The 22,746-nt window shown below is 47.3% G+C and carries 23 protein-coding genes; 17 read left to right on the top strand and 6 right to left on the bottom strand.

The window, feature by feature from the left end:
• Window positions 1-85: 85 nt before the first annotated feature.
• Window positions 86-391: a type II toxin-antitoxin system RelE/ParE family toxin gene (locus HMPREF9069_RS06205; protein ID WP_021626340.1), complete on the bottom strand. Its 306-nt coding sequence runs from the start codon at window positions 389-391 to the stop codon at window positions 86-88.
• Window positions 381-650 carry a type II toxin-antitoxin system Phd/YefM family antitoxin gene (locus HMPREF9069_RS06200; protein WP_035438676.1) on the bottom strand — a complete coding sequence of 90 codons (270 nt, stop codon included), beginning with the start codon at window positions 648-650 and terminating at the stop codon, window positions 381-383. Before HMPREF9069_RS06200 ends, HMPREF9069_RS06205 begins: the two co-directional genes overlap by 11 nt.
• Window positions 651-964: 314 nt before the next feature.
• On the opposite strand from HMPREF9069_RS06200, the gene HMPREF9069_RS06195 reads away from it, so the two are divergent.
• Both HMPREF9069_RS06195 and HMPREF9069_RS06190 read left to right on the top strand, forming a co-directional pair.
• On the top strand, window positions 965-1,243 hold the full coding sequence (locus HMPREF9069_RS06195) for an AbrB/MazE/SpoVT family DNA-binding domain-containing protein (protein WP_021626338.1): 279 nt from the start codon (window positions 965-967) through the stop codon (window positions 1,241-1,243).
• 450 nt (window positions 1,244-1,693) lie between these two features.
• Complete coding sequence (locus HMPREF9069_RS06190) at window positions 1,694-1,936, top strand: hypothetical protein (protein WP_021626337.1); 243 nt, start codon at window positions 1,694-1,696, stop codon at window positions 1,934-1,936.
• A gap of 521 nt (window positions 1,937-2,457) precedes the next feature.
• Here HMPREF9069_RS06190 and HMPREF9069_RS06185 read toward each other — a convergent pair.
• Entirely contained in the window at window positions 2,458-3,273 is an 816-nt protein-coding gene (locus HMPREF9069_RS06185; RefSeq protein ID WP_035438674.1) for an alpha/beta fold hydrolase, read from the bottom strand.
• A 372-nt stretch (window positions 3,274-3,645) separates the two neighbouring features.
• On the opposite strand from HMPREF9069_RS06185, the gene HMPREF9069_RS06180 reads away from it, so the two are divergent.
• From HMPREF9069_RS06180 to HMPREF9069_RS09045, 3 genes are read left to right on the top strand one after another with little or no spacing between them, the layout of a single operon-like run.
• Window positions 3,646-5,382 carry an ABC transporter ATP-binding protein/permease gene (locus HMPREF9069_RS06180; protein WP_021626334.1) on the top strand — a complete coding sequence of 579 codons (1,737 nt, stop codon included), beginning with the start codon at window positions 3,646-3,648 and terminating at the stop codon, window positions 5,380-5,382.
• A complete protein-coding gene (locus tag HMPREF9069_RS06175; protein ID WP_021626333.1) occupies window positions 5,379-7,037 on the top strand; it encodes an amino acid ABC transporter ATP-binding/permease protein in 1,659 nt (552 codons plus the stop codon). Before HMPREF9069_RS06180 ends, HMPREF9069_RS06175 begins: the two co-directional genes overlap by 4 nt.
• On the top strand, window positions 7,037-7,393 hold the full coding sequence (locus HMPREF9069_RS09045; protein ID WP_021626332.1) for a nitrous oxide-stimulated promoter family protein: 357 nt from the start codon (window positions 7,037-7,039) through the stop codon (window positions 7,391-7,393). Before HMPREF9069_RS06175 ends, HMPREF9069_RS09045 begins: the two co-directional genes overlap by 1 nt.
• A 23-nt stretch (window positions 7,394-7,416) precedes the next feature.
• On the opposite strand, the gene deoC is transcribed toward HMPREF9069_RS09045, so the two are convergent.
• The gene (deoC, locus tag HMPREF9069_RS06170; RefSeq protein ID WP_021626331.1) at window positions 7,417-8,127 is read right to left on the bottom strand and encodes a deoxyribose-phosphate aldolase; all 711 of its coding nucleotides are present in this window, start codon (window positions 8,125-8,127) and stop codon (window positions 7,417-7,419) included.
• Between the two features lie 171 nt (window positions 8,128-8,298).
• Between deoC and HMPREF9069_RS06165 the strand changes: the two genes are divergently transcribed.
• The 9 genes from HMPREF9069_RS06165 to HMPREF9069_RS06125 all read left to right on the top strand — a co-directional run bounded on the left by HMPREF9069_RS06165 (window position 8,299) and on the right by HMPREF9069_RS06125 (window position 16,163).
• Window positions 8,299-9,003 carry a GntR family transcriptional regulator gene (locus HMPREF9069_RS06165; protein ID WP_021626330.1) on the top strand — a complete coding sequence of 235 codons (705 nt, stop codon included), beginning with the start codon at window positions 8,299-8,301 and terminating at the stop codon, window positions 9,001-9,003.
• A gap of 229 nt (window positions 9,004-9,232) precedes the next feature.
• The gene (gene agaB / locus HMPREF9069_RS06160; protein ID WP_021626329.1) at window positions 9,233-9,706 is read left to right on the top strand and encodes a PTS galactosamine transporter subunit IIB; all 474 of its coding nucleotides are present in this window, start codon (window positions 9,233-9,235) and stop codon (window positions 9,704-9,706) included.
• Between the two features lie 75 nt (window positions 9,707-9,781).
• Complete coding sequence (locus tag HMPREF9069_RS06155; RefSeq protein WP_021626328.1) at window positions 9,782-10,576, top strand: PTS mannose/fructose/sorbose/N-acetylgalactosamine transporter subunit IIC; 795 nt, start codon at window positions 9,782-9,784, stop codon at window positions 10,574-10,576.
• The gene (locus tag HMPREF9069_RS06150) at window positions 10,566-11,366 is read left to right on the top strand and encodes a PTS system mannose/fructose/sorbose family transporter subunit IID (RefSeq protein ID WP_021626327.1); all 801 of its coding nucleotides are present in this window, start codon (window positions 10,566-10,568) and stop codon (window positions 11,364-11,366) included. Before HMPREF9069_RS06155 ends, HMPREF9069_RS06150 begins: the two co-directional genes overlap by 11 nt.
• 116 nt (window positions 11,367-11,482) lie before the next feature.
• The gene (locus tag HMPREF9069_RS06145) at window positions 11,483-12,490 is read left to right on the top strand and encodes an SIS domain-containing protein (RefSeq protein WP_021626326.1); all 1,008 of its coding nucleotides are present in this window, start codon (window positions 11,483-11,485) and stop codon (window positions 12,488-12,490) included.
• Window positions 12,490-13,989, top strand: a complete 1,500-nt coding sequence (locus tag HMPREF9069_RS08905) for a PfkB family carbohydrate kinase (protein WP_021626325.1) — start codon at window positions 12,490-12,492, stop codon at window positions 13,987-13,989. Before HMPREF9069_RS06145 ends, HMPREF9069_RS08905 begins: the two co-directional genes overlap by 1 nt.
• On the top strand, window positions 13,990-14,418 hold the full coding sequence (gene agaF / locus HMPREF9069_RS06135; RefSeq protein WP_021626324.1) for a PTS galactosamine/N-acetylgalactosamine transporter subunit IIA: 429 nt from the start codon (window positions 13,990-13,992) through the stop codon (window positions 14,416-14,418).
• A gap of 9 nt (window positions 14,419-14,427) precedes the next feature.
• Entirely contained in the window at window positions 14,428-15,540 is a 1,113-nt protein-coding gene (locus tag HMPREF9069_RS06130; protein ID WP_035438672.1) for an SIS domain-containing protein, read from the top strand.
• Between the two features lie 23 nt (window positions 15,541-15,563).
• On the top strand, window positions 15,564-16,163 hold the full coding sequence (locus HMPREF9069_RS06125; protein ID WP_021626322.1) for a hypothetical protein: 600 nt from the start codon (window positions 15,564-15,566) through the stop codon (window positions 16,161-16,163).
• A 181-nt stretch (window positions 16,164-16,344) separates the two neighbouring features.
• Here the strand turns inward: HMPREF9069_RS06125 and HMPREF9069_RS06120 are convergent, their stop codons facing one another.
• Window positions 16,345-18,201, bottom strand: a complete 1,857-nt coding sequence (locus HMPREF9069_RS06120; RefSeq protein WP_021626320.1) for an elongator complex protein 3 — start codon at window positions 18,199-18,201, stop codon at window positions 16,345-16,347.
• A 131-nt stretch (window positions 18,202-18,332) separates the two neighbouring features.
• On the opposite strand from HMPREF9069_RS06120, the gene HMPREF9069_RS06115 reads away from it, so the two are divergent.
• Window positions 18,333-19,163 carry a class I SAM-dependent methyltransferase gene (locus tag HMPREF9069_RS06115; protein WP_021626319.1) on the top strand — a complete coding sequence of 277 codons (831 nt, stop codon included), beginning with the start codon at window positions 18,333-18,335 and terminating at the stop codon, window positions 19,161-19,163.
• 116 nt (window positions 19,164-19,279) lie between these two features.
• The gene (locus HMPREF9069_RS06110) at window positions 19,280-20,329 is read left to right on the top strand and encodes a zinc ribbon domain-containing protein (RefSeq protein ID WP_021626318.1); all 1,050 of its coding nucleotides are present in this window, start codon (window positions 19,280-19,282) and stop codon (window positions 20,327-20,329) included.
• 65 nt (window positions 20,330-20,394) lie between these two features.
• On the opposite strand, the gene HMPREF9069_RS06105 is transcribed toward HMPREF9069_RS06110, so the two are convergent.
• The gene (locus tag HMPREF9069_RS06105; protein WP_198009732.1) at window positions 20,395-21,096 is read right to left on the bottom strand and encodes an N-acetylmuramoyl-L-alanine amidase; all 702 of its coding nucleotides are present in this window, start codon (window positions 21,094-21,096) and stop codon (window positions 20,395-20,397) included.
• 239 nt (window positions 21,097-21,335) lie between these two features.
• On the opposite strand from HMPREF9069_RS06105, the gene HMPREF9069_RS08900 reads away from it, so the two are divergent.
• A complete protein-coding gene (locus HMPREF9069_RS08900) occupies window positions 21,336-22,544 on the top strand; it encodes a DUF389 domain-containing protein (RefSeq protein ID WP_051317808.1) in 1,209 nt (402 codons plus the stop codon).
• The last annotated feature ends 202 nt before the right edge of the window (window positions 22,545-22,746 follow it).

Genomic DNA, 22,746 nt, shown 5'->3' with positions numbered 1-22,746 from the left:
CGTGCTGCTTGAAGAAGTTTGTGGCTTTTGTCACATTGTTAGTAGCTCAAGTGTGACTCGCTCCTTGTCAACAGCTTGCTCGTCGTTAAACCAACTTTGCATAGTTTTGACTGCTATGAAAAACATGAGCAACTACCACGTCATTGCCGTTCATGCGATAAAGCAAGATATATCGATTAATGAGCGCTTTGTGGTATCCCATTGCAGTTAGACGTGGCTCGGTAGACAGGGGATACATCAGTGGATGCTCCGCGATTTGTTCTACCACAGTGTCTAGTTTGTTGAGAAAATCACTGGCAGCAGCTGAACTGGCGAGGCTATGCAGCATATAGCGTACGATACTTTCGATATCCATTTCAGCTTCGTGAGTAAAATAGACCTTACAAGCCATAATGAAGCCTTAGGGTAGAGAGAGACTCTTGCGCGTCGCTCACTTTACCAGCGGCGATATCAGCTTCAGCGAGGGCAATGTTTTGGTAGAGCTCGGTGCGAGCGGATTCCATTTTTAGTGCCTCATAGTACTCGGGCGTCATGACTATCATTGTCTCGCGCCCGTTATTTGTGATGATTACTGGCTCAGCAGCGTCTTGTACTGTTTGTGCAAACTGTGCTGTATTTTTTAGTGCCCTCATAGGTATGCAGGTAGTCATAACGCCCCCTTATGATGCAATGGCTGTCTATCAAGTGTACCACGTATGTGGGACGCTATGGCGGTTTAGAGTTTAGAACTTGCTACGTTTTTCGGAGGTCGTTAAACACTATGCAAGTAGGGTCAGATATTTTTTAGCTAAGAATATGCTCTGCGTTAAATCTGGTCTAACAGGGAGCATTACGATTGACGTTAAAGGCTGTGCAGTCTGTGCAAATACCAAGATTTGGCACCTTTCTGGGTGCTCTGAATACACCTCACTATTAATATTAATAGTGAGGTGTCACCCCATTGCTGTGAGGAAGTGAGAAAATCATGCCAATTGCATCGACCACCATCACACAAACAGGGCAGGTCACATTGCCAAAAGTCATGAGAGATATTCTTGGTGTTGGAGTGGGGGAACAGGTAAGTTTCCTGTCAGATGGCAAGCGTGTTGAGATCGTTGCTGTGCCAAAAGACCCGCTTACACTTGGTTCGGAGAAAGATTTTCGCGCCCGCGTTTTAGAAGCGGATGAAGCTTTTGCGCGCGGAGAGTTCCGTGATGCATCAGATCTTGTAATGCGCATGAGGTCAAAGTATGACCTGTTGTAGGGTTGTTACGTCGTATAGCTTTGATGAGAGATAATTCAAGCAGAGATTGCCTTCTTGTGGATTATGTCTATGTCTAGCTACAGCACCACCCCAGGTGTGAGCTTGGGGTGGTGCTACATAACGTATGATGTAAGGGATATGCGTAGCAGCATCACTTCTTACCAGTAGCTTGCTTGTCATTAAACCAAATTTACATGGTTGAATTTCAAACTCAAAGACTCCTTTGTCAAGTTAAGCTAAAAGCCAAAAAATACCAGTTTAAAACTAGTTTTCCTGACATTAGATTGTGTGCGTGATCCTAAAAAGTTGTAGTGCCAAACACTAAAGATGAGTCTCCTCAACGAACAGCAAAAGGATAACAACACGTCACAGAGGGAGTTTATGAGGCAGCAAGAGTTGGCATAATGGTATAATACTAAGCAATATGTTGAATATTGTTGAGGAGAGAAGATGGAACGCACGCAGTTCGCAACCCGGGTCGAGGACGACCAAGCAGAGATCTTCCGCGAGACCACGCGCAGGCTGGGAACCACGCCGGCGGATGCCATCCGCGTATTCATCTATAGCTTCAATGAATGCGGCGGCTTTCCCTACGATGTCCGTCTCCGTGATCCCGTTTCGGTGGAGCCGTTCGAGGATGAGACCGAGGCGACAGACTTTGCCACGCGCATGGCTTTGGAGGCGATGAGGTGAGACGGGGAGAGGTGTGGATGCTTCGTGATGACAGCTATGCCAGCAAGGCACGCCCGGTTGTGGTGGTTCAGAGCGACGAGGTGGTGCTCGGTATATAAAAGGAGGCGCCTCGCGCAACCTTCCGCCCGTTCGATTCTCATGGCGGCCTCATGTCCTCTTGGGTTCACTCGCGAAACGATGATACCAATCGAGCGCGGGACATGCGGACACACTGCTTGAGTCGAAATATATTCTCCTTGGCCTTAGGATCGAGTGGTTGCTGACTTTGCGACAAAACTCCAGACGCTTTGCGTACGTACTTCATAGAAATTTAATCGACCTGACAAGAAACCAGGGATCAGAGCACATGCGCTTTGATCCCTGGTTTACGTGGCGACTGGAACTGTCTATAGTATTCCGTCGACCTAGACTTTCTGTGAGTGGCGAAGCTGGCGTGGGTGTGGTCTTTGCCAGAAAACTTGGCCCAAGCACATTTCCTCGTCATGCTCAAGCACAAGAACGATACAAGCCACGCTACGGTGCTATTGAATTGACTTCACAAATTCGGTTACTGTTGTGTTGAATTTCTCGGACTCCATCCAGAAGAGCATGTGACCTGATTCTTCGAAAAACACGGTCTTAGCGCCTGGGATGTTTTCACCGACCCATGCACTGCCGTGCCAGTCGAACACGTTGCTTTTACGCGCGACGCAAACCATTGTGGGTAGCTTAATCTGAGGAATGAAGTCGCGCCAGTCAAGATTGGTGTGGTCGCGCATGATCTCGATACGCACGTAGGGCGGGCACTTGCAGATCTCCGAGGTAAGAAGAGCAGCATCTTCGCCTGAGGCGGTGCCGTTAAGGCAGGCGTCAACCAGACCTGCTGCAGCGCCCTTGGGATCATATTGTGCTGCCATGCAGGTGCGGATGAACATCTCGACGTCGTAGCAGCCTTTTTGACCCCACTGCCAGTCGGGATCAGTGTACTGCGCGGGCGACTGGTCGACGCAGATGAGGCCCTTGAGGCGGTAGTTACCGAAAAGCTCGATATAACTCCACAGGATTGAGGCTCCCATCGACCAACCGAGCACGGTAACGTCGTCGATATCGAGGTGGTCGAGCAAGTTCTTTACGTCCATTGCATAGCGAGAGATACGGTGGCTGTGCATGACTTTCTCGGACTCGCCGTGCCCGCGCATATCCATGGTCACGACGGTGAAGTGCTTTGAGAGCTCAGGCACATTGTGCATCCAGAACTTTGTGCTGCAGGTCCAGCCCGGCAGCATGAAAAGCGCAGGTCCCGACCCTGTGACCTCGTAATAGATGCTGACGCCGTCGTTTGTGGTGAATGTTGCCATGCTCATCCTTCCTCTCGTGCCATCGTGCAAGCATTCGTTTGCGCGGATGGATGGGGACTGGTAGATAGGTACTCTCCCATTCTCTGCAGTGTTCGAGAAAGATGTCAAGGAGCCATAGGCGAGTGGTGGAGACCTCGTCTGATCTGTGCTTTATGCAGTAATAAAGTTGTTGAACCGCCCATATCCTCTGCATGCAGAAGACATACAAGAATTGCTTCCTAAAAATTCTACGAGTGTTGCGTGGTGCTTTTCGCGCGGTCTGTCTCGCACGATGCCTCTTTTAAGGCGGAAGAAAATTAATGACAGTGTGATAGCATTCATTGGTTAGATAAAGTTAACAGTTCACTGAAGCTGGCATAGGAAAAGGTGTGTATGTTCGATAAGAGATTGATTGAGCTTTGTCCTGAGAGTCGAAAACACATCGTAGCTAACGTACTGCTTCAGTGGGTGACCTTGGTTTGCAATGCTGTGATGATTGCTGTTTTTGCGGTTACGATTGAGCGCTTTTACACACACGAGTGGGGGATGGCGGCGCTGCCCAGAGCTCTTGTGCTTATCACGGTGACCATTGTTGTGCGTTTCTTTACAGACAAGCTTGCCGAAGAGGCAAGTTGGTGTGCATCAAAGACAGTTAAGCGCAGGTTGCGTGACCTTATCTATGACAAGCTGTTGAGGCTGGGCAGTCGCTATGCAGAACAGGTGAGCACTGCAGAGATAGTCCAAGAGTCCGTAGAGGGTGTTGACCAGTTGGAGAGCTATTTTGGTCGGTACATGCCGCAGTTCTTTTATGCCTTTCTCGCACCAATCACGCTGTTCTTTCTGTTTGGTTTTGCAGGCAGTTGGTATGCGGCGACAGTCCTTCTTGTGTGCGTACCGCTGATTCCTGGAGCCATCGTGATGGTGCAGAAGCTGGCAAAAAAGCTTCTTGCCAAGTACTGGGGACAGTATACGCAGCTTGGCAACACCTTTCTTGAGAACTTACAGGGCATGACCACGCTCAAAGTCTATCAAGCTGACGAGTTCAAAAATCAGGAGATGAACAAGGAGTCCGAACACTTTCGTTTTGTAACGATGAAAGTGCTCAGTATGCAGCTGAACTCCATTATCATCATGGATTTCTTTGCGTATGGTGGTGCAGCACTTGGAATACTCGTCGCCTGTCGTGCATTCGTGGCTGGCAGCATTGGATTGGCAAGCTGTCTCTTTATGATTCTGCTCTCCGCGGACTTTTTTCTTCCCATGCGTAGGTTGGGCAGCTACTTTCACGTGGCGATGAATGGACTTGCTGCAAGCGACAAGATCTTTCATTTCCTAGATCTGCCCGAGCCCGAGCAGGCGGAAAAGACAATCGGTGAAGACTATACCGTCGTCTTTGACAAGGTACATTTCTCCTACAACACAGAGCGAGAAGTTCTTCATGGGGTTAGTCTACGCGCACCTGAGAACAGCTTTATTGGCATTGTGGGTGAGAGCGGCTCCGGAAAGTCGACGCTTGCGGCGCTGTTGATGGGGCGAGCAGTGCCTCAAACAGGAAGCGTGACGGTTGGGGACACAGTTGTGACTGACGTGGTGACCCCGTCACTTATGAACACCCTAACGTACATTAGCCATAGCAGCAGGTTGTTCAAGGGTAGTGTTCGAGAGAATCTTCTTGTGGCCAAACGTACCGCAACCGACACAGAATTGTGGCAAGTGCTCGAGGAATGCGAACTCAAGGACTTTCTTTTAGGTGAGCAGGGCTTGGACACACTCATTCTTGAGGAAGCAAAGAATCTTTCCGGTGGACAGCGCCAAAGGCTTGCCCTTGCGCGAGCAATATTGCATGACGCGCCAGTTTTGGTACTTGATGAGGCAACTAGCAGCATTGATATCGAAAGCGAACAGGTGGTTTTGTCACGCGTTTTTGCGATGCGGAACACCAAGACCATCATCATGATTTCTCATCGACTTGCAAATATCAAACATGCTGATTGCATCTACGTACTGGACGGCGGAAATCTTGTCGGCTCGGGTACTCATGAAAAGCTTATAAAGACATGCGATGTCTATGAACATCTCTGGCGTACCCAACTAGAACTCGAATCCTATGGATTGGAGGCCGCACAATGAAAAAGAGAAGCAAAGTTGGGGTTCTCCTACAGATGCTTGGCCTGGTAAGACCATTGACGGGACATATGTGTCTTGCTGTAGTTGCGGGAACATTTGCGTTCTTAGCGGTGCAATTTATACCAGTGCTTGGTGGCTATGCGCTACTCGCCGCACTTGGTTACAAAACACCCTTTCCCCTTGGCACGATATTCGTGCTTCTGCCCTTGCTGGTGCTTTTCCGTGCCGTTTTGCGCTATATCGAGCAAAAGACGAATCACTACATTGCCTTTACGCTACTTGCGATCATACGAGACAAAGTGTTCCAAGCGTTGAGGAGGCTATGCCCCGCAAAACTTGAGGGTAGAGATAAGGGTGACCTTGTTTCACTTATCACCTCCGATGTGGAGCTTCTAGAGGTTTTCTATGCACACACCATCTCACCGATATGTATTGCCATTCTGACTGAGACTGTAATGTGCCTATTCATTGGTAGCTTCAATCCTTTGCTGGGACTACTGGCACTTGTTGCGTTTCTAGCGGTTGGAGTGCTGGTGCCCGCTGTTGTCTCCAAGATCAGTGGCGCTATCGGCGATGACATCCGCTATCAATCTGGTGAGCTGTCATCGTTTGTGTTTGAGAGCATCCGTGGCCTTGATGAGACAATTCAATTTGGTGAGGGTAAACGACGCCGAGCGCAGATGGATGCGATGAGTGATGAACTGGCAGCAGCTCAAGGAACGTTGAGTAAGCTTACTGGTTGCAATACAGCTATTTCTTATACGGTAATTTTGATCTTTGACGTGCTCATGCTTATCAGTTCTCTTTATCTATATGACACAGGTGCTTTAGATTTCTCTGGTGTTGTAATTTCTGTCCTCGCCCTGCTTTCCTCCTATGGACCTGTTGCAGCATTGGCTGGTTTGGGGACAACCCTTCAGAGTACGGTTGCAGCTGGTAGCAGGGTGTTGGATATTCTCGATGAGGTTCCAGAGACCGTAGACGTTGCGGGAGAGGAATCCACATCGTTTACCGAAGCGCGGTGCGACAAACTGTCCTTCTCGTATGGTGGAACGCAGGTGCTTAAGGACATATCGATGAGTTTCGAGCCAGGTAAGATCGTAGGCATTATCGGCAAGAGTGGGAGTGGCAAGTCCACGCTACTCAAATTGCTGATGCGTTTTTACGAAGCAGATGGTGGCGCAGTAAGCGTTTCGGGTAGGAACATCAACAAGATAAATACCAAGGATTTGCGTGCCATGGAGAGTTACATGACACAAGATACAGATCTATTCCATGACTCGATTATGAACAATGTCCGTATTGCACGGCTTGATGCAACAGACGAAGAGGTTCGGGAGGCGTGCCGAAAGGCCGCACTTGATGAGTTCATTATGATGTTGCCTGAAGGATATGACACGCTGGTCGGTGAGCTGGGAAGTACCCTGTCGGGTGGGGAACGGCAACGGATTGGGCTTGCGCGGGTATTTTTGCATGATGCGCCGTTTGTTCTTCTTGATGAACCGACGAGCAATTTAGACAGCCTGAATGAAGCGGTCGTTCTCAAGGCGCTCAAGGAGTCGTCTGATGGCAAGGCGATAGCGCTCGTTTCTCACCGGGCATCCACCCTGCGGATTGCCGATGATATCTACTCTGTTGAGAATGGCCGGCTGTCCTGATGCGTGATATGTCTAACACTGCTGTTGAACAAAAGCGTCAGCGTGAGATGGCACTAGTCTCGGAAATGATTAAGCTGTATTGCCATAAAAATCACGGCACGAAGGAAGAAGAGCTCTGTCCCGAATGTAACGAGTTGCTCAATTATGCACAGGAAAGAAGCCGGCGCTGTCCGTTTATGAAGACAAAGACCTTCTGCTCGAACTGTAAAGTGCATTGCTACAAGCCGCAGATGCGCGAGAGAATACGTGCAGTTATGCGTTTCTCTGGACCACGGATGTTATGGCATCATCCCTTGATGGTGACATGGCATGTAGTGTCATATCACAGAGAGAAAAAGAGATTAAGCCTTAAATAAATCAGTTATTTAATAATAACGAGCTATAGTTCGATAACGTTTATGCCAGAAGCTTCCATACGTCTGCGAATTTCTTCGATAATAGGTATACCAGCGGAACAACCAATACGCGTTGCTCCAGCACGGATTAGATCGAGGAAAAAATCAGCAGTGCGGATACCTCCCGCTGCCTTAACTTGGATATCAGAACTCACATTGTTTCGCATGAGCCACACGTCTTTTATCGTTGCGCCACCATTCCCAAAACCTGTAGAAGTTTTGATAAAGTCGGGTTTAATTTCGGAGGCTATGTGACAGAGCTCGATTTTTTCTTCTTCCGTAAGGTAGCAGTTTTCAAAGATTGCTTTGCAAGGAGCATCGACTTTGTGACAGACAGATACAATCTGACACATTTCATCTGCGACATAGTTCCAGTTGTGAGCTTTTACTTGTGTGAGGTTAACTACGTAATCGATTTCATTTGCGCCATTGTTGATGGCATCGCGAGTTTCAAAAACTTTAGCAGCAATGGAAGTCTGGCCTAGGGGAAAGGCGATAGCTGCACCCGTGTCAATATCGGTTCCCTTAAGTTCCTTTGCACAGAAGGATGCCTGTACTTGATTGATGGCAACCATCTTAAAGTGATAGTGCTTAGCCTCTTCACAGAGCTTGTGCATATCTACCTCGGTTGCATCTGCATGTAGGTTTGTGTGATCAATCAGACGTGCTAAATTATCAAGCGTGTAGGAAGCCATGGATACCCCTTCCGGAAAAGTGATTGGTATGACTCGTTTGTTATATATTGTAAGTCCTAAGTTATAATTGTAAGTACATATTATTCGAATCTGAATGCCATACTAAAAAATTTGGAATTCATACAATAGCCTACGATATAGCAATCAGTGAAAGAGTAGTGGGATGTGAGCATGGGTACTCTCTATGGAAAAATCAAGGATGACTTGCTCAAGCAAATTGAGGATGGCATCTACCAGGAGGGTGATTTAATCCCCACTGAAACCCAACTTGCTAGGCAATACTCTGCAAGCCGACCCACTGTGCGACAAGCACTTCAGCTTCTAGTAGATGCGGGCTATCTTGAGCGCCGGCGTCGCCGCGGAACAGTGGTGTGTCAGCCTGATGTAGCTCAGCATTTTCATCATGAATTGCGAAGCTATGTTGATGAAATGCAAGATATGGGCAAAGTCGTTACAACAAAAGTTATCGTTTTCCAGCGATGTTTAGCACCACAGGAGGTCAATGAAACTTTTGGCCTACTTGAGGATGAAGAAGTCTATAAGTTGGTTCGACTGCGTTATACGGATGGGGTGCCATCCTTTTTCTTAGAAACATATATTCCATGTTATTTATATCCAGGGCTTGATACCTATGATTTCAATACGGAGAGTCTATATCGCGCAATGAGTCAGTGCGGAAAGAGTGTTGCTTCTGCAAGTTCGAAGATGAGTGCAGTACTTGCTAACGATACGATTGCAGCTCTTTTAGATAAACATGAAGGGGATCCTCTTTTTAGGTATTTACAAGTATCTCGGGATATAGACGGCGTAAAGGTTGAATTTACACGCTCATATTATTCTGGCGAACTTACTGTGGATGAAGAGCCTGTGAAGTAAGTGTAAATATGTAAAGACCTTTTACAGAAAAAATAGCGCCGATTAGCCAATTGTTAATGATGTAATTGACAATATGAAAGTACCACCGTTGTACTCTAGTGATTGTCTAGAGGCTCATGTGCGATGTTGTCGCCTGGGGCGGCCGATGCATCGCGCATGAGCCAAAAGATATGGGCGCCGCCCCAGCGCACGCCGCAATTATAGGGTCCGAGAAAGTAGAGGTAAAAAGATGGCTGAACCCGATATTGTTTTGGCACGTATTGATAATCGTTTGGTACATGGGCAGGTCGGTAATTCTTGGGTGGGCGCTTCTGGTGCCAATCTTATTGTCGTAGCAGATGATGTTGCGGCAAATGATGCTATGCAGAAATCGTTAATGAAAATGACCGCAGACTCGTCGGGCGTGGGCATTCGTTTTTTCACACTTCAGAAGACCATTGATGTTATTGCAAAAGCTAGCCCGAGACAGCATATCTTTCTTGTTGTCAAAACCCCCCAAGATATGCGCACCCTAATTGACGGTGGAGTGCCTATACATGAGGTAAATGTTGGTAACATGCACGAGCAACCAGGCAAAAAGAAATACTGTGAAGCTCATGTCTATGTGGATGACGAGGATATTGCTGATTTTGATGCAATGAAAGCCAAGGGAGTAAATCTTTATATCCAAGTACTTCCTAATTCAAGAAAATACGATATCTAACAGGAAGGAGGGATTAACAGGGATAACTTCTACCCCTGTCGGTATGGTCCACACGCAAATAGGGAAAGGAAAAAAATGGAAATTACCCTATTGCAAGGCCTGTTGATTCTGCTCGTTGCGTTTATCTGCGCAATGGATCAGACCTTCGAGGCCTTCTATTGGTTTCGCCCCATGGTTGTAGGCTTCCTGACCGGTCTTGCACTTGGTGACGTTACGCTTGGTGTTAAGTGTGGTGCAGTTACCGAGTTGTCCTACCTTGGTTTACTGACGGTTGGTGGAACGGTTCCACCCGATCCTCTGATGGCAGGCATTATGACTGTGGTACTTGCTCATACTACGGGTCAAAGTCCAGAGGCTGCGGTTGGCTTGTCGCTCCCGTTTGCCCTTCTAGCTCAGTGGGTTGGTATTGGTTTTAATACTGGCTATGTAGTAATTGCTCATAAATGCGATGAGTATGCTGCTAAGGCAGATGCTAAGGGGCTCTTTAACTTGGTGTGGTTTGCAGTAATCTTCAAGGCTGCTGTAGTGGCTCTAGTTGCCTTCCTTTGCTCTTTTGCACTACAAGGTCCAATCCAATCTTTTGTGAATACTTTTCCCACTTGGCTGGTTCATGGATTTGAGATTGCAGGCGGCCTACTTCCTGCCGTTGGTCTTGGTATGTTGCTTATGGTTATGCTCAAGAAAGAAAACTTGGCTTATCTGTTCTTAGGTTTTGTGATGGCAACATTCCTCGCGTTACCCAATGTTTTGCCGGTTGCTATTACCGCTGCTGCCCTTGCTTACATCAATTATGCGCATGAAAAGAAGATTGATGAGGCAAAAGTTTCCATTGAGGCAGCAAATGAGGGTGGTGAGATTGATGGCATCTAATGAGAATACAGAGCGTAAACTTAGTAAGAAAGATATTCATCGCATGGGCTTGCTATCCATTGGCATGCAGGGCGGTTTCTCTTTTGAGCGTATGCAGGCGCCTGGTTTTACCATGTCGATGTTACCTACATTTCAGAAGCTCTATGGGGACTCTGAGAAAGATCTTAGCGAGTTCATGACTTATAACATGCAGTTTATGAACACCGAAATGCATATGGGTGCTTTTCTCATGGGCCTCATTATTTCAATGGAAGAACGTCGCGAGGATCGCAATCTTATTGCTGGTATTCGCAATGGTCTCTTCGGGCCTTTTGCAGGTCTAGGAGATGCTATCTTTTGGTTCACTCTTTTGCCAATTTCTGCAGCCATCTGTTGCTCTTTGGCACAAGAAGGCTCTGTATTAGGACCTTTGCTTTACATGGGAATTTGGTTTGTTGCGGCAATTTCCCGCATGTGGTTTGCTGAGCTGGGCTATACCGTTGGTCAAAAGTTTGTCGAGAATATTGGCGAGAGCACAAAGTATCTTACCGAAGCGGCTGGCATCTTGGGCATGATGGTTGTGGGCGGCCTTATCCCTTCTTATGTCAGTTTGGCCTTTAGCGATACTCTTGTTTTCGGTATCGGTGGCACGACAGTTCAGAGCGTTTTTGATGGGATCCTTCCCAACATGTTGCCCCTAGGCTTTGTTTTTCTGACTTACTGGCTCTTCCGTAAAGATGCTAACGTCCTAGTGGTAATTCTAGGCATTATTGTCTTTGGCATCCTTATGGCACTGCTTGGATGGATGTAGAAGGATTTATACCCCGCGTCTGATTATAAATGGGCGGTGAGCTTGCGATAACTCATCGCCCAGTTTATAAAACATGTCATTTTCTGAATAATGCAATAAGAAGGGGGCTTCACCGCATGGTTCAGATGGCAAATTTTGACGAGAAGGATTTTCTAGATAGAGCAGAACACATCTACTCTCAGCGTACTCATATTGAAAAGTTGGCCGATAAAGCTTGTGGTTGTGGCATTCAGAACGTACTTATCTGTTCAGTCGGTGGCTCGCAGGCTACCATAGATCCCTTTGGATCCATGATTGATCATATGAGTGTGTTGCCAGTGTATAGTGTGCAGGCGGCTGATCTAATTACTAGTGGTTGCAATATGGTGGGCCCTGGTACTTTGGTGCTTATGGCCAGCAAATCGGGTGACACAATAGAGACGGTAAAAGCAGCTCAGTGGTTACATAAAAGAGGAGCGAAGATTTTTTCGTCCACGGGACCCGACGCCTCGCCTTTAGCTAATCTTTCCGATTATGCCTTCCATTTTGGTGATGGCCGTCCGCTTGAATTTCCCTTTTACTTCTTTGTTGGCAGGATTCTTGCTAACCGCAGCGAGTTCAAAGGTTATGAAAATTTTGCATCAGCTCTCGAAATGCTGGGCGAAGCTCTTAATGCAGTTCGCAAGCAGTTTGATGAACGTGCTCGGGCTTATGCACATGCGTATTGTGCAGAGCCCTACCATATTTGGGTAGCTTCGGGTGATCTGTGGCCAGTTTGCTACTCCTATGCTATGTGTGTGCTTGAAGAGAGCCTTTGGATTCGTACTAAATCAGTAACAAGTGCGGAATTTTTCCATGGCACTCTTGAACTGCTTGGTCCTAGCGTGCCTCTCACATTACTAATTGGAGAAGGACCTACACGTGAGCTCGATTTACGAGTAGCTCGTTTTGCCGCAAACCATACAGACAAATTGACAATCATTGATGCTGCTGATTTTGCGCTTCCAAGTGTGCTTGAGCGTTGGCGTGTTCTATTGGGGCCCGTGCTTATAAACGCAGCTCTTCAACGGATTTCGAAGAATCTTGAGGTGGTCTGTCAGCACTCGTTGGATACGCGTCGTTACTACCGTAAAGAGGTCTACTGATGAAAATTGTAGGTTTGGGAGATAACGTCTTCGACCTCTGGGGTGGAACGGATTACGGTTACCCAGGCGGCAACGCTGTAAATGTTGCAGTTTCGGCAACACGTTTGGGCTGTGAAGGTGTGTACTTGGGTTCTATTGCTGATGATAAATGGGGCCGTGCCATTATGGCTGCGCTTCGAGCTGAACGGGTTGATTTTTCTGCTTGTCGGATAGTTGCTGGTGGTACCACCAAACGATGCATTAGCGAGCCTTGCGGAGCAAGTCATCGTTGGCTTCGTAATGAATTAGGAAAAAATTGGCCGGACTATTTCGCCCTCAATGAGAACCAACTTAAAGCTGTTTGCGATGCAGATGTAATCCTTACGAGCTGTAACGCACATGTCGAAGATGACCTTCCACGCCTTGCGGGCTATAGAAATATTCTTTCTTTTGACTTTGGTGAGAAAGAAAAATATTGGACATCTGATTATCTCAAACGTGTGGCTCCTTATATTGACTTGGCTCAATTTAGCTGTGAGGGTATTACCGTGAACGAGGCAGCCGACTTTTATGCTGCCTTAGATCTTACATGCCCCGTTCTCGTGACTCGTGGTCCAAAGGCTCCCATACTTTTTAGCGATGGTGCTTTGAGAGCTTTTGGTATTGAAGCAGATAAGCAACCTTTAGATACCTTAGGTGCTGGTGACTCTTTTATTACAGCTCTGACCGTCGGCTTGGTTAAGCGTGGCTGGAAATATAAAGGGAAACTTCCCGATCAGGAAGCCTGTACCCAAGCTCTTATAGATGCTGCTACTCACGCTGAACGAATGTGTCAAGAGCGTGGAGCATTCGGGCATGGTACTGACTTCTCGCGTCCAGATGCCGTTATATTTGACAATGATGGTGTCATTGTAGATACAGAGCCACTCTATGCAGAACTTTGCCAACAACTTGTTCGGAAATACGGGAAAGAAATGAGCGCCTCTGACGTATCGGCGCTTCGTGGGGCTTCAGATGAGCACCAAGCAAAGATAATAGGATCCTATCTCGGTATGGATGTTCCTCATGCGCAGTGTGTTATCGCAGAATACTTCATGAGCCACACAATTAATTTTGCAGATATTCAGATACCTAACGCCGCCAAGCTCATTTGCTGGCTGAAGGAGCAGGGAATTAGGGTGGGAATTGCTTCATCAAGTCCCATGCGCGACCTTAAAAAAGTTATCAGTGAGCTTGGACTTGAAGGTGCCTTTGATGTGGTTGCATCAGGGGAATGCTTTGAAGAAAGTAAACCGAATCCAGCCATTTATACGTATGTGATTAGTGAGTTAGGAGCAGATCCCAGTCGAACCGTCGTAATTGAGGATTCGCAGTATGGAATCGAAGCTGGGTTACGTGCCGGTGCTGAGGTATTAGCGTTACATACGCCTGGCGTCAATATAGACCTTACGGCGGCAAATTTCGCCTTTGACAATCATAAGCAGATTAAGCGATATCTGACAGATAGATTGGGGATTTAGATGCTAGGAATTCTCATAACGGGACACGGGCACTTTGCTACAGGCATGGGGTCTGCGGTGCGCCTACTCGCAGGTGAGCAGGAGGCGTTTGAACTCGTTGACTTTGAGGATGGTGATTCAACTGATCGCCTTGCTGAAAAAATAATTGCTGCTTTTGACAGATTGGCGGGTTGTGAAAACATCATAGTCTGCACGGATATTATTGGTGGATCTCCATTTAAAATTGCTGCCACTCTTGCTGCAAATCGCGATGACGTCCATGTTATTGCGGGTACAAGTGTGGCGGTATTGCTTACTGCAGTTTTGGAACGTGATGATCATGTGCGTGCAGATAATTTCATCGAAACAATATTAGACGCAGGGCATCGATCATTAGTGGAATTCAAGCTGACAGATGTTGAGGATGAATCTGAAGTAGATGGGATTTGAGAGATTATTATGAGTGACGCTACAACAATGCTTACCTATGTACAAGAGACGCCAGATCAATTAGCACTCAATTTAGAGCATTCAACTTGTCTCACACGTTCTTTAGTGGATGCATGGCGTGCAGGCTCTTATCACCATGTGTGGATTATTGCATGCGGCTCGAGTTTCAATGCCGCACAGTGTGCGAAACCATTCATGATGAAGTATCTGGATGTCGACGTGCAGGTTTTACCTCCCGCCTCCTTTCTGTTTTATAAAAATCTCCTGAGGGATGATGACTTTGTATTCACAATCTCCCAAAGCGGCTGCTCTACTAATTCTATTAAGGCGTTAGATAAAATACATGAACTGGGTTATACCGCAATAGGTCTTACAGGCAACCTGCAGAGCGATTTTAAAGACCACGCAGACATACTTGTAGATTATGGCGTGGGCTCAGAGCTAATTGGTTATGTAACCAAAGGTGTTGCAACTTTGGCTGAGTTTCTGATGCTTTTTGCACTAGAAGCAGCTTATGCTTCCGGCAGGATTGACAGCGTTGTCTACCAGAAGGTCCGCAACGAGATGGCTGAGGTGCCCTCTCGGCACAAGGTTGTCCAAGAGGCGTCATTGGATTTTTATAACCGCAATCGGGCGATGCTTACATCTATGACAGTTGCATATCACTGTGGTTTTGCTCAGGGTTATGGTGTCGCTTGTGAAGGTGCTCTCAAGTTAGGTGAGACAATTAAGGTACCGAGTTTTGCCTATGAGGCTGAAGAATACATTCACGGTCCCAATTTACAACTAACTCCTAACTATACAGTTTTTTTTATAGATGATTTTGAAAATGGTAGCGATCGTCTTTATCAGATTTTTTATGCAACAAACGCTGTCACTGATCGGTGTTTTGCTGTGACCAATAATCCTCAGATAGACGATTCGCGCGCTGTACGCTTACCTTTTGATATGCGTGAACCACGTTTAATGCCGCTTTATGTTTTGCCTTTTTATCAAACTATTGCTTTCAAGGTAACTGATGATATTGGTTGCTGGAAGCAGCATCCCGTGTTCAAGGAGTTCCGTAATCGCATTACATCAAAGACGCCAGCCATCGATAAAGTAATGCCAATGGATCACTAATACTGGGACTACGATGGAGAAGTATGTACGAGACAGCTAGAATTCGGACGCATATCATTACCAGCGTGGTATTTATTGCTATTGCAGTTATAACTTTTTTTGGGTTTGGCCCAGTAGTTAATGCTGCAAATGGCTATACGTTTGCTGGAGTAATCTATGCCTTGGTCCTGCTGGTTGCAGGGTATATGCTCATGCATTTTCTCGTGCGGCATCTTGAAGATCTTTCCGTGGCACTCATGGTACGCCACGGAAAGATTGCTCTTGCAAGAATAGAAGATGTGCAGTTGTTACCTAATCGACGCGATATTATACTTGGACAACATACCCCACGTGAATTTCATTTACACATATTCATTAATGAAGAGGTGTTTTTTAAACAAGTAATTATTGAAGATGTGGTGGGAGTAAGTCCTGCGAAAGGAACGTTTGTCTTTGTGACCTATGACTCGACACAAAGAAATCCAGGAAAATCTATCGGTATCGTTCCTACCATAGTTATGTGCTATACGCCAAGTCTAGAGCCAGTTGTGCGACAACTTGAGAACAGGATTCATCCAAGATATGTTGAAGTAACACGTACAATACAGGGTCTCGCATTTAAACCATTTGGCAAGAAGTCCTAAACGTTGGGATTCATGGAGACGGCAAGTTGGAGAGTTACGCTTGGCTACAAACACCCGTGGCGCTGCCTGTGCAAAAAGGAGCGCCGTACGACATTTGTAGAATTTTTACCCGCCCAAATGCAGGGAAGCTGTCGCATTGAGCTGCTAATTGCACAGGCAATGTCGCAGTGTGTTGCCTTTGCTAATCTGCCGTAAACTCTCGGTGCTGGTAGAGCCCTGCATCCTCAAAACCGAGGCGTCGATAGTAGGCGCGGGTGCCTACTGAGCTAATGACGTTGATGCTGCTGTAGCCTGCGTTGCGGGCGATGTCGCATGCACGTTCAACTAGCTGGCGACCCAAGCCTTTGTGCTGCGCGGCAGCATCCGCTCGACCAAGACGTACTGCTTGACCATAGACATGTACTTCACGAATCATTGCCTGTCCTGGTGCGGTGGGCAGCTCATCCGCTCTGACATTGACATGCCCGTCACAAAGTAGCTCCCATTTAGGAAGAGATAGACGGCAAAAACCTGCGATTCGGCCCTCAGGGGTAACCCATTGCAAAAAGTGCTCGTTCGAAACGGTAGTTTCATAGGCGAAATCATCCAGCGTTAGTTCAGCAAAGTTAATCTTGTCTAGGGAGATTTCTCTAAAACGAATTTCTTGTACTAGGCCCGCTGCGCCTGCACTCCGGATGTCGTTTTCTACCATTTGGCGCAGGTTGGTATGCTTGTTTCCCACAAGGATGTCATCTGCACTAATGTCACGAATCATACGAGAAATGCGAATGTAAGGTGGTGTTGCAAGCACATCGCTCACGAGCACATCAACAAGCTCTTCTCGACTATATGGACGCCACGAGCCATCCCTGAAATGCTCTACCAGCTTTGTTCCCTCTACCAGCGCGCAGGGATAAAGTTTAATTTCGTCAGGCAGAAAACTGGGACTATTTACAAATGCTTGAAAGTCCTGCTTGTCTGACTCTGGCGTAGATCCCAACAAATTCACCATCAGGTGCGCATGAATTTTGAAACCAAAAAGCCTAATAAGGTTAAAGGCCCTGCGAATCTGTTCCAAGCTGGTGTAACGCTGATTGGCATCAAGGATTTCTTGCCGGGTGCTTTGTATGCCCATCTGAATCTTCGTGCAGCCCATCTGACGAAATAGCGTGAGATTTTGCGGGGCAATGGTATCGGGACGCGTTTCGATAACAAGTCCTACTACACGATGTTGTGCACTTTCATTGCGTAGTTGCTCGGCTACCAGCTCATCCATATGCGCATTCATATATTTTGAGGCGGTTTGATGAGCCTCGCTTTTTTGATATAAATCATGAAATGCGTCGTTGAAGCTTTTTTTGCCCTGATTAACTAAAAGTTGCTGCGTCTCTACAAATTGGCTTAGTTGAGCAGGACTATTCGCAAGACCCAACTTACGGTAGCGGTCATAGCGTTGGCGTAAGGTTTCTTTGGTGATGGGCCAGTCGTTGAGGGCGCGGAATAGCTCGCGAATAAACCAAATTTGATAACCGCGCGGATAGTCGCTCCATGTCCCGCCAAGTACAATGAGCTCGATTTTATCGATAGAATGTCCCATTTGCGATAGCGCGCATAGACGAGCGGCAACCTGCAGATATGGGTCAAAAAAGTTATGCTCTGCTCGTTGGCAAGCAGGCTCGTTAGCAAGATAACTTTTGGGCATACGCAGGTCGCAGGGGCAGTACAAGCAATTACTCGAGCAAGTTTGGGGGCGCGTAATAACAGTGATGGTTGCCACACCTGATCCCGTGCGATGGGGCTTCATCTGGATGGTACGAATAAGGCGTCTTTCAAGCGTGCTATCAATATCCCAGCGCACCCAGCGACCAGGATCCTCCTGCTTTATTTTTTGATAAAAAGGCAAGATGAAGCGCTTCGAGAGGTGTTTTTCGTTGTTGCGCACTCCGCGGTTATGTTTGCGCCAAAGAGCATCTAACTCAGACCGAGTTAACGCATCGTCCGAGCGCTCTGCTGGCAGTGCGCGTAGGTGTTCAAGTATGTCCAGCAAGAGTTCTTCCATGCATCTCTCCCGCACTTCAGTCTGTTTGAGATGCAATTATAAGCAAGGCAAGATAAACGCGAATTTCGCGCTAGCATGTACCGTACATTGGATTTGGTCGTTTATTTTTACTCTGAGGCGGGGATGTGTCAGTGAATATTGAAATTGCGCGACGGCTGAACCGCTTGAATACAGAGTTTTACCAAGCTCAGGCTGCTGCATTCTCACAAACGCGCCAGGCACCTTGGCAGGGGTGGAAAAAAGTCGTCGAGCTTGCGGGTATATCTTCTTACGACTTGCGGACGTTATCCGTATTGGATGTGGCATGTGGCAATTTGCGCTTTGGGGATTTTCTCGCGCATACATTAAAGATGTCCTGTGCGTCTGAGAAAAGTGCTGATGTGGCAGAACCACATACCTCCGTTGCATACTATGCGGTAGACAACTGCGTGTCCCTCGCACGTCAGAGCGCTTTTTTGCTTCCTTGGGATGTTGAATTTACACAAATAGATATCGTTGAAGAGCTTATAAGTAAGAATACATCTGGTCTGCTGGAGTCAACCTTTCCGGCCGTTGATTTGTCACTTTGCTTTGGGTTTATGCATCACGTGTCCACCCAAGCCGCTCGTATTGCCCTTATTCAAGAGTTGCTTGGGGCTACGCGTCCAGGTGGCACCTGCGCCATATCATTTTGGCAATTTATGAATAGTCCCAAGCTTGCTAGTCGTGCTCAAGAAACTACTGCTGAGGCGTTGGACAAACTGGGTATATCGCAGGCCGATTTAGAGTCTAACGATTTTCTGCTGGGATGGCAGGAGTGCCCTCATGTCTGGCGCTATTGTCACCATTTTGATGCGGATGAAATTGCCGCACTTGTGAATGCTTCTTCTGATCTTGCGGAACTACAAGAGTGTTTTTCAGCTGACGGACGTACAGGAAACCTCAATACTTACTTGGTATTTCGAAAGAAGAAACTCTCGTAAGACTCTGGCAGGATTGAATGGTGTGATTACGGTTGCTGCACCGCTCCCCATTCTTGTTTTGGCTATCAGTTTTGCATTGCGATAAGCTGGGATGGACTGGTGGTAGGTGAGGGGGCATGATGTATTGCACAAACTGTGATGCTCTGCTTGATGAGCAAGCAAAGTTCTGTCCTAACTGTGGCACACGGGTGGCCGTTGATTTTGCTGTTCAGGCTGTGGCAAATCCTGTCAACCCTGCGTCTAAGCCCGCCACGTCCAATGACCTTACGCAGCCTTTGTCTCGCGATGAAAGCAAGCAAATACTTGAGGGCAATCACGAAGCTTTTGCTGCTCAAGAAGCGGCGGATGGCCAGGATGATTTAGGTCTTTTTGTAGATACCACAAACTTGGATGAGACCTTTTTGATGGAAGATAATGCGCCGACAGAGTATATACCTGTGGCGGCAAATGCGCCCGTCTCTCCTGTGGTAGTCCGTCAAGCTGCGACTCCGCGTCGTGACCGCAATACGATTATTGCTGCGGTAGCCATAGCTGTGATTGTACTTGCTACCTGCGCTGTGTTGGCGATTATATTTTGGCCCAGCGAAAAACCCAATGAGAGTGTAGTTCAGCCTCCCGTAGAAAAACCTGCTCCTGCCGCGCCAAAGACAGATGCTAAGGATGCAAAAACTGAGACACCTGAAATAAAACCTGATACAAGCAAAGACGAGCCTTCGGTGCCCGCTTTGGATTACTATAAGAAACTGAGTGAAATCTATATAAGCATTGGTGGATATGATGATGCAGTAAGGCTTTGCTCGAGTGATTTTAACGAAAACTATCTCAAGCCTGACATGAGCAAGCGCAATGAGTTTGCAAATTCTGCCGCCACCATTGAGGCGGATTTGATTCAGTTGAAAAATGATATTGAGGCATTGGCTGTGCCTCGTGACTCGCCCTATAGCGACGATTTTAAGAATATGACTACGCTTGCGGAGGATTTGTACCAGCGTATTCATGTTATCAACCGTGCGTGGTCAAAGGCGAATTCCTATGGTGCCAATTCCAAAGATCACGATGATGAAATTAAAGAGGTACTTAAGTCAGTGTATGACTCAAATAACAAAAATAAGTACTTTGAGGAGTTCAACGCGCTGTATCCCAAGGCGCAACCGACAAAGAAATAAAGAAAGAACCTAGGTAAAAATTTGGCCTGAGTTTAGCGTGAGTTTTGAGTGGGTTTAGAGCGGCCCTAGCGTGTGTAGCCATCGTGAGTACGAGTCGTCTGGAGATTTTTGAGGTATGTTGCGAATTCAGGTGAGGTGTCTGAATTGCCCGAACGCCAAGCCTTGTGGTCGATAATTTTGCTTGGTGTCGTTTGACCTTCTGCAGCAAAATATGCATCGATATAGGCAATGAGCTGGTCAACTGCCACAAGTTGGGCTTCTGGATATTCTTCGCCATGAGTGCTGATGTGTACCATTTCAATGCCAATTGAATACGAATTCATGCCATAGTCTGAAGCCCAAGAACCAATGGGCTGGGTCCCCGCTTTGTCATCACGACTTTCGTCTGTGGTGCCAAAATGCTCGTTATGTCCTGTGTCGCCAAACCCTGCATGATGCGCAATGCGGTCAAGTGGGACGCATTGGATGATGGAGCCGTCTTTGTTGACAACAAAATGTGCTGCAACGAGGTTGCCACTGGCTGCCCAAGAATTCACAACCCCAGTTGCATCGGTGTCGGTTTCAGTGTCGTGCATCACGATATAGAGTTGGCTGGAGATGGGCTTTGGACCATGGTCAAACGCGCTACGGAAGTCTTCGCTGATGTTGAGTTTTGCACGGAGTTCTGTAGCGCTCGGAACGGCGGGAGAAGGTGCAGTCTGGGCCATGGAGCCCTGTGCTTGCGGTGTGCCGCTTGTAGCTGTTGAGTCATCGGGTGTTTTATGCACGGTGCCGCACCCGATGATAGTGCTGGCAATTGAGATGCTGAGAAGGCAAATAAGGACTGGGTGAAACCAAGAGGTTCTTCTTGTAAAGGGCATGGGCGTACTTTCAGTTGCGGGTTTGCGCTCTGCGATTTTGATGCGTTACCAACTCATCAAAGATTTTAGACCTCGTAGACTACGCCTACAATTGAACATGGTTGCAGCAAGATTGCCCTATTTTAAAATCAACGAAAGGAGATGGCGTGGTTGCGACAAATCTCACGCGGCTTCTCCGGGAATTCGTAAATGTACGCGATGGGCGAGCTAGTTACCAAGTGATTCGTCGCCGCGTGCAGGCTGGCGCGCGAATTGATGGACCCCATCTGTGCTTGTTAATTGTGGCGATGCTGATAGCGTCGGTGGGTCTTAATATGGATTCAACCGAAGCAGTTGTTGGTGCCATGCTTATCTGTCCATTAATGGGTTCAGTTATGGGTTTTGCCTATGCGGTGGCGACCGCTGACTCGCGTATGTTGCGTGAGCTGCTGTTTGGTTTTGTGGTGCAGGTGATTATTTGCCTGATTACGTCAACTTTGTACTTCGTGATCTCTCCTATCTCAAATGAGACTTCTGAGCTGCTGACTAATTCCAATCCAAATATCTGGGATGTGCTGATTGCTTTGGCGGGAGGTTTTGCGGGTGGACTTGGAATTTCGCGCAATCAAGAACCGAGTACGTTGCTTTCGGGCGTTGCAGTAGCGACTGCACTAATGCCGCCTTTATGCGCTGCTGGCTATGGTATTGCGATGGCAAAGTTCACGCTATTTGCTGGCGCTTTTTATGAGTTTCTGCTGAATGTGGTGTTTATTGCGGTGTCGGCCCAGCTGGTAATGATGCTGTTGAAAGTTCCCCTCAAACGAGATTTAAATGGGGACGAAGCGGTGAATACTGCAGAGAACGAAGCGGCAATGCACAGGTCAATGGTGTTGCGTCGGCGCGTAGCGATTGGCACGGTAATCTTTCTTATCCCTTGTGTGCTACTGACGGTTCATGCGGTAAATGAGACGATGGCACAAAACTCGGGTGAGGCATTTATTGTGCAAGATAGTTATGAGGTAAAACAGACAACGCTGGAGTTGGAGGCCATTTGTCCAGGCTTTGTGTCATATAGGGTTGGTGCGGTTAATGCGTATGACAGCAAATCGGGCGCACTATCTCAGCGTTTGGTTGCGACTCTCAAGACAACGGATGAGTTGGATAGTTTTAAGAAATCTGAGATAAGAGGCTTGGTGCACGTGCATATCAAGCAACTTGATGAGTTGCGATTTGAGGTTGAGGCGAAAGACGGGGAGGCTGCAACTGTTACAGATGCACCCTCAGAGACCGATGCTGCAAAAGAGGCTGATGTTGCAAAACCTAATGATGCAGCCTCAGCTCCTTCATCAACAACCGGTGGCTCAGCCACAAAATGATTCCCAATCTTTTTACAAAATAGGGGTGGCCGGCCCAGCCGGCCACCCCTATTCGCTCTAAATGACGATATGCGCCATTGCCTAGTTTTTAGCAAGTGATGTTTTTGCAGGTAGATTGACCGAAATATAAGGCAGGTGTTTTCCCGGGTTTTGACGTGCCTCAGGCTATATGCAAAGCCGCTGGTAGATGGCTGTACTGTGG

The sequence above is a fragment of the Atopobium sp. oral taxon 810 str. F0209 genome, assembly GCF_000466405.1.
Taxonomy (GTDB): domain Bacteria; phylum Actinomycetota; class Coriobacteriia; order Coriobacteriales; family Atopobiaceae; genus Olegusella.
This window is presented reverse-complemented; position numbering and strand designations above follow the sequence as displayed.

Coding starts and splice junctions, on each gene's coding strand:
- HMPREF9069_RS06155 (WP_021626328.1), top strand. CDS start 9,782: ATGGAAATTACCCTATTGCAAGGCCTGTTGATTCTGCTCGTTGCGTTT.
- HMPREF9069_RS06175 (WP_021626333.1), top strand. CDS start 5,379: ATGAAAAAGAGAAGCAAAGTTGGGGTTCTCCTACAGATGCTTGGCCTG.
- HMPREF9069_RS06180 (WP_021626334.1), top strand. CDS start 3,646: ATGTTCGATAAGAGATTGATTGAGCTTTGTCCTGAGAGTCGAAAACAC.
- HMPREF9069_RS06145 (WP_021626326.1), top strand. CDS start 11,483: ATGGTTCAGATGGCAAATTTTGACGAGAAGGATTTTCTAGATAGAGCA.
- HMPREF9069_RS06120 (WP_021626320.1), bottom strand. CDS start 18,201: ATGGAAGAACTCTTGCTGGACATACTTGAACACCTACGCGCACTGCCA.
- HMPREF9069_RS08905 (WP_021626325.1), top strand. CDS start 12,490: ATGAAAATTGTAGGTTTGGGAGATAACGTCTTCGACCTCTGGGGTGGA.
- HMPREF9069_RS09045 (WP_021626332.1), top strand. CDS start 7,037: ATGCGTGATATGTCTAACACTGCTGTTGAACAAAAGCGTCAGCGTGAG.
- HMPREF9069_RS06185 (WP_035438674.1), bottom strand. CDS start 3,273: ATGGCAACATTCACCACAAACGACGGCGTCAGCATCTATTACGAGGTC.
- deoC (WP_021626331.1), bottom strand. CDS start 8,127: ATGGCTTCCTACACGCTTGATAATTTAGCACGTCTGATTGATCACACA.
- HMPREF9069_RS06190 (WP_021626337.1), top strand. CDS start 1,694: ATGGAACGCACGCAGTTCGCAACCCGGGTCGAGGACGACCAAGCAGAG.
- HMPREF9069_RS06130 (WP_035438672.1), top strand. CDS start 14,428: ATGAGTGACGCTACAACAATGCTTACCTATGTACAAGAGACGCCAGAT.
- HMPREF9069_RS06205 (WP_021626340.1), bottom strand. CDS start 391: ATGGCTTGTAAGGTCTATTTTACTCACGAAGCTGAAATGGATATCGAA.
- agaF (WP_021626324.1), top strand. CDS start 13,990: ATGCTAGGAATTCTCATAACGGGACACGGGCACTTTGCTACAGGCATG.
- HMPREF9069_RS06195 (WP_021626338.1), top strand. CDS start 965: ATGCCAATTGCATCGACCACCATCACACAAACAGGGCAGGTCACATTG.
- HMPREF9069_RS06200 (WP_035438676.1), bottom strand. CDS start 650: ATGACTACCTGCATACCTATGAGGGCACTAAAAAATACAGCACAGTTT.
- HMPREF9069_RS06150 (WP_021626327.1), top strand. CDS start 10,566: ATGGCATCTAATGAGAATACAGAGCGTAAACTTAGTAAGAAAGATATT.
- HMPREF9069_RS06110 (WP_021626318.1), top strand. CDS start 19,280: ATGATGTATTGCACAAACTGTGATGCTCTGCTTGATGAGCAAGCAAAG.
- HMPREF9069_RS06125 (WP_021626322.1), top strand. CDS start 15,564: ATGTACGAGACAGCTAGAATTCGGACGCATATCATTACCAGCGTGGTA.
- HMPREF9069_RS06165 (WP_021626330.1), top strand. CDS start 8,299: ATGGGTACTCTCTATGGAAAAATCAAGGATGACTTGCTCAAGCAAATT.
- agaB (WP_021626329.1), top strand. CDS start 9,233: ATGGCTGAACCCGATATTGTTTTGGCACGTATTGATAATCGTTTGGTA.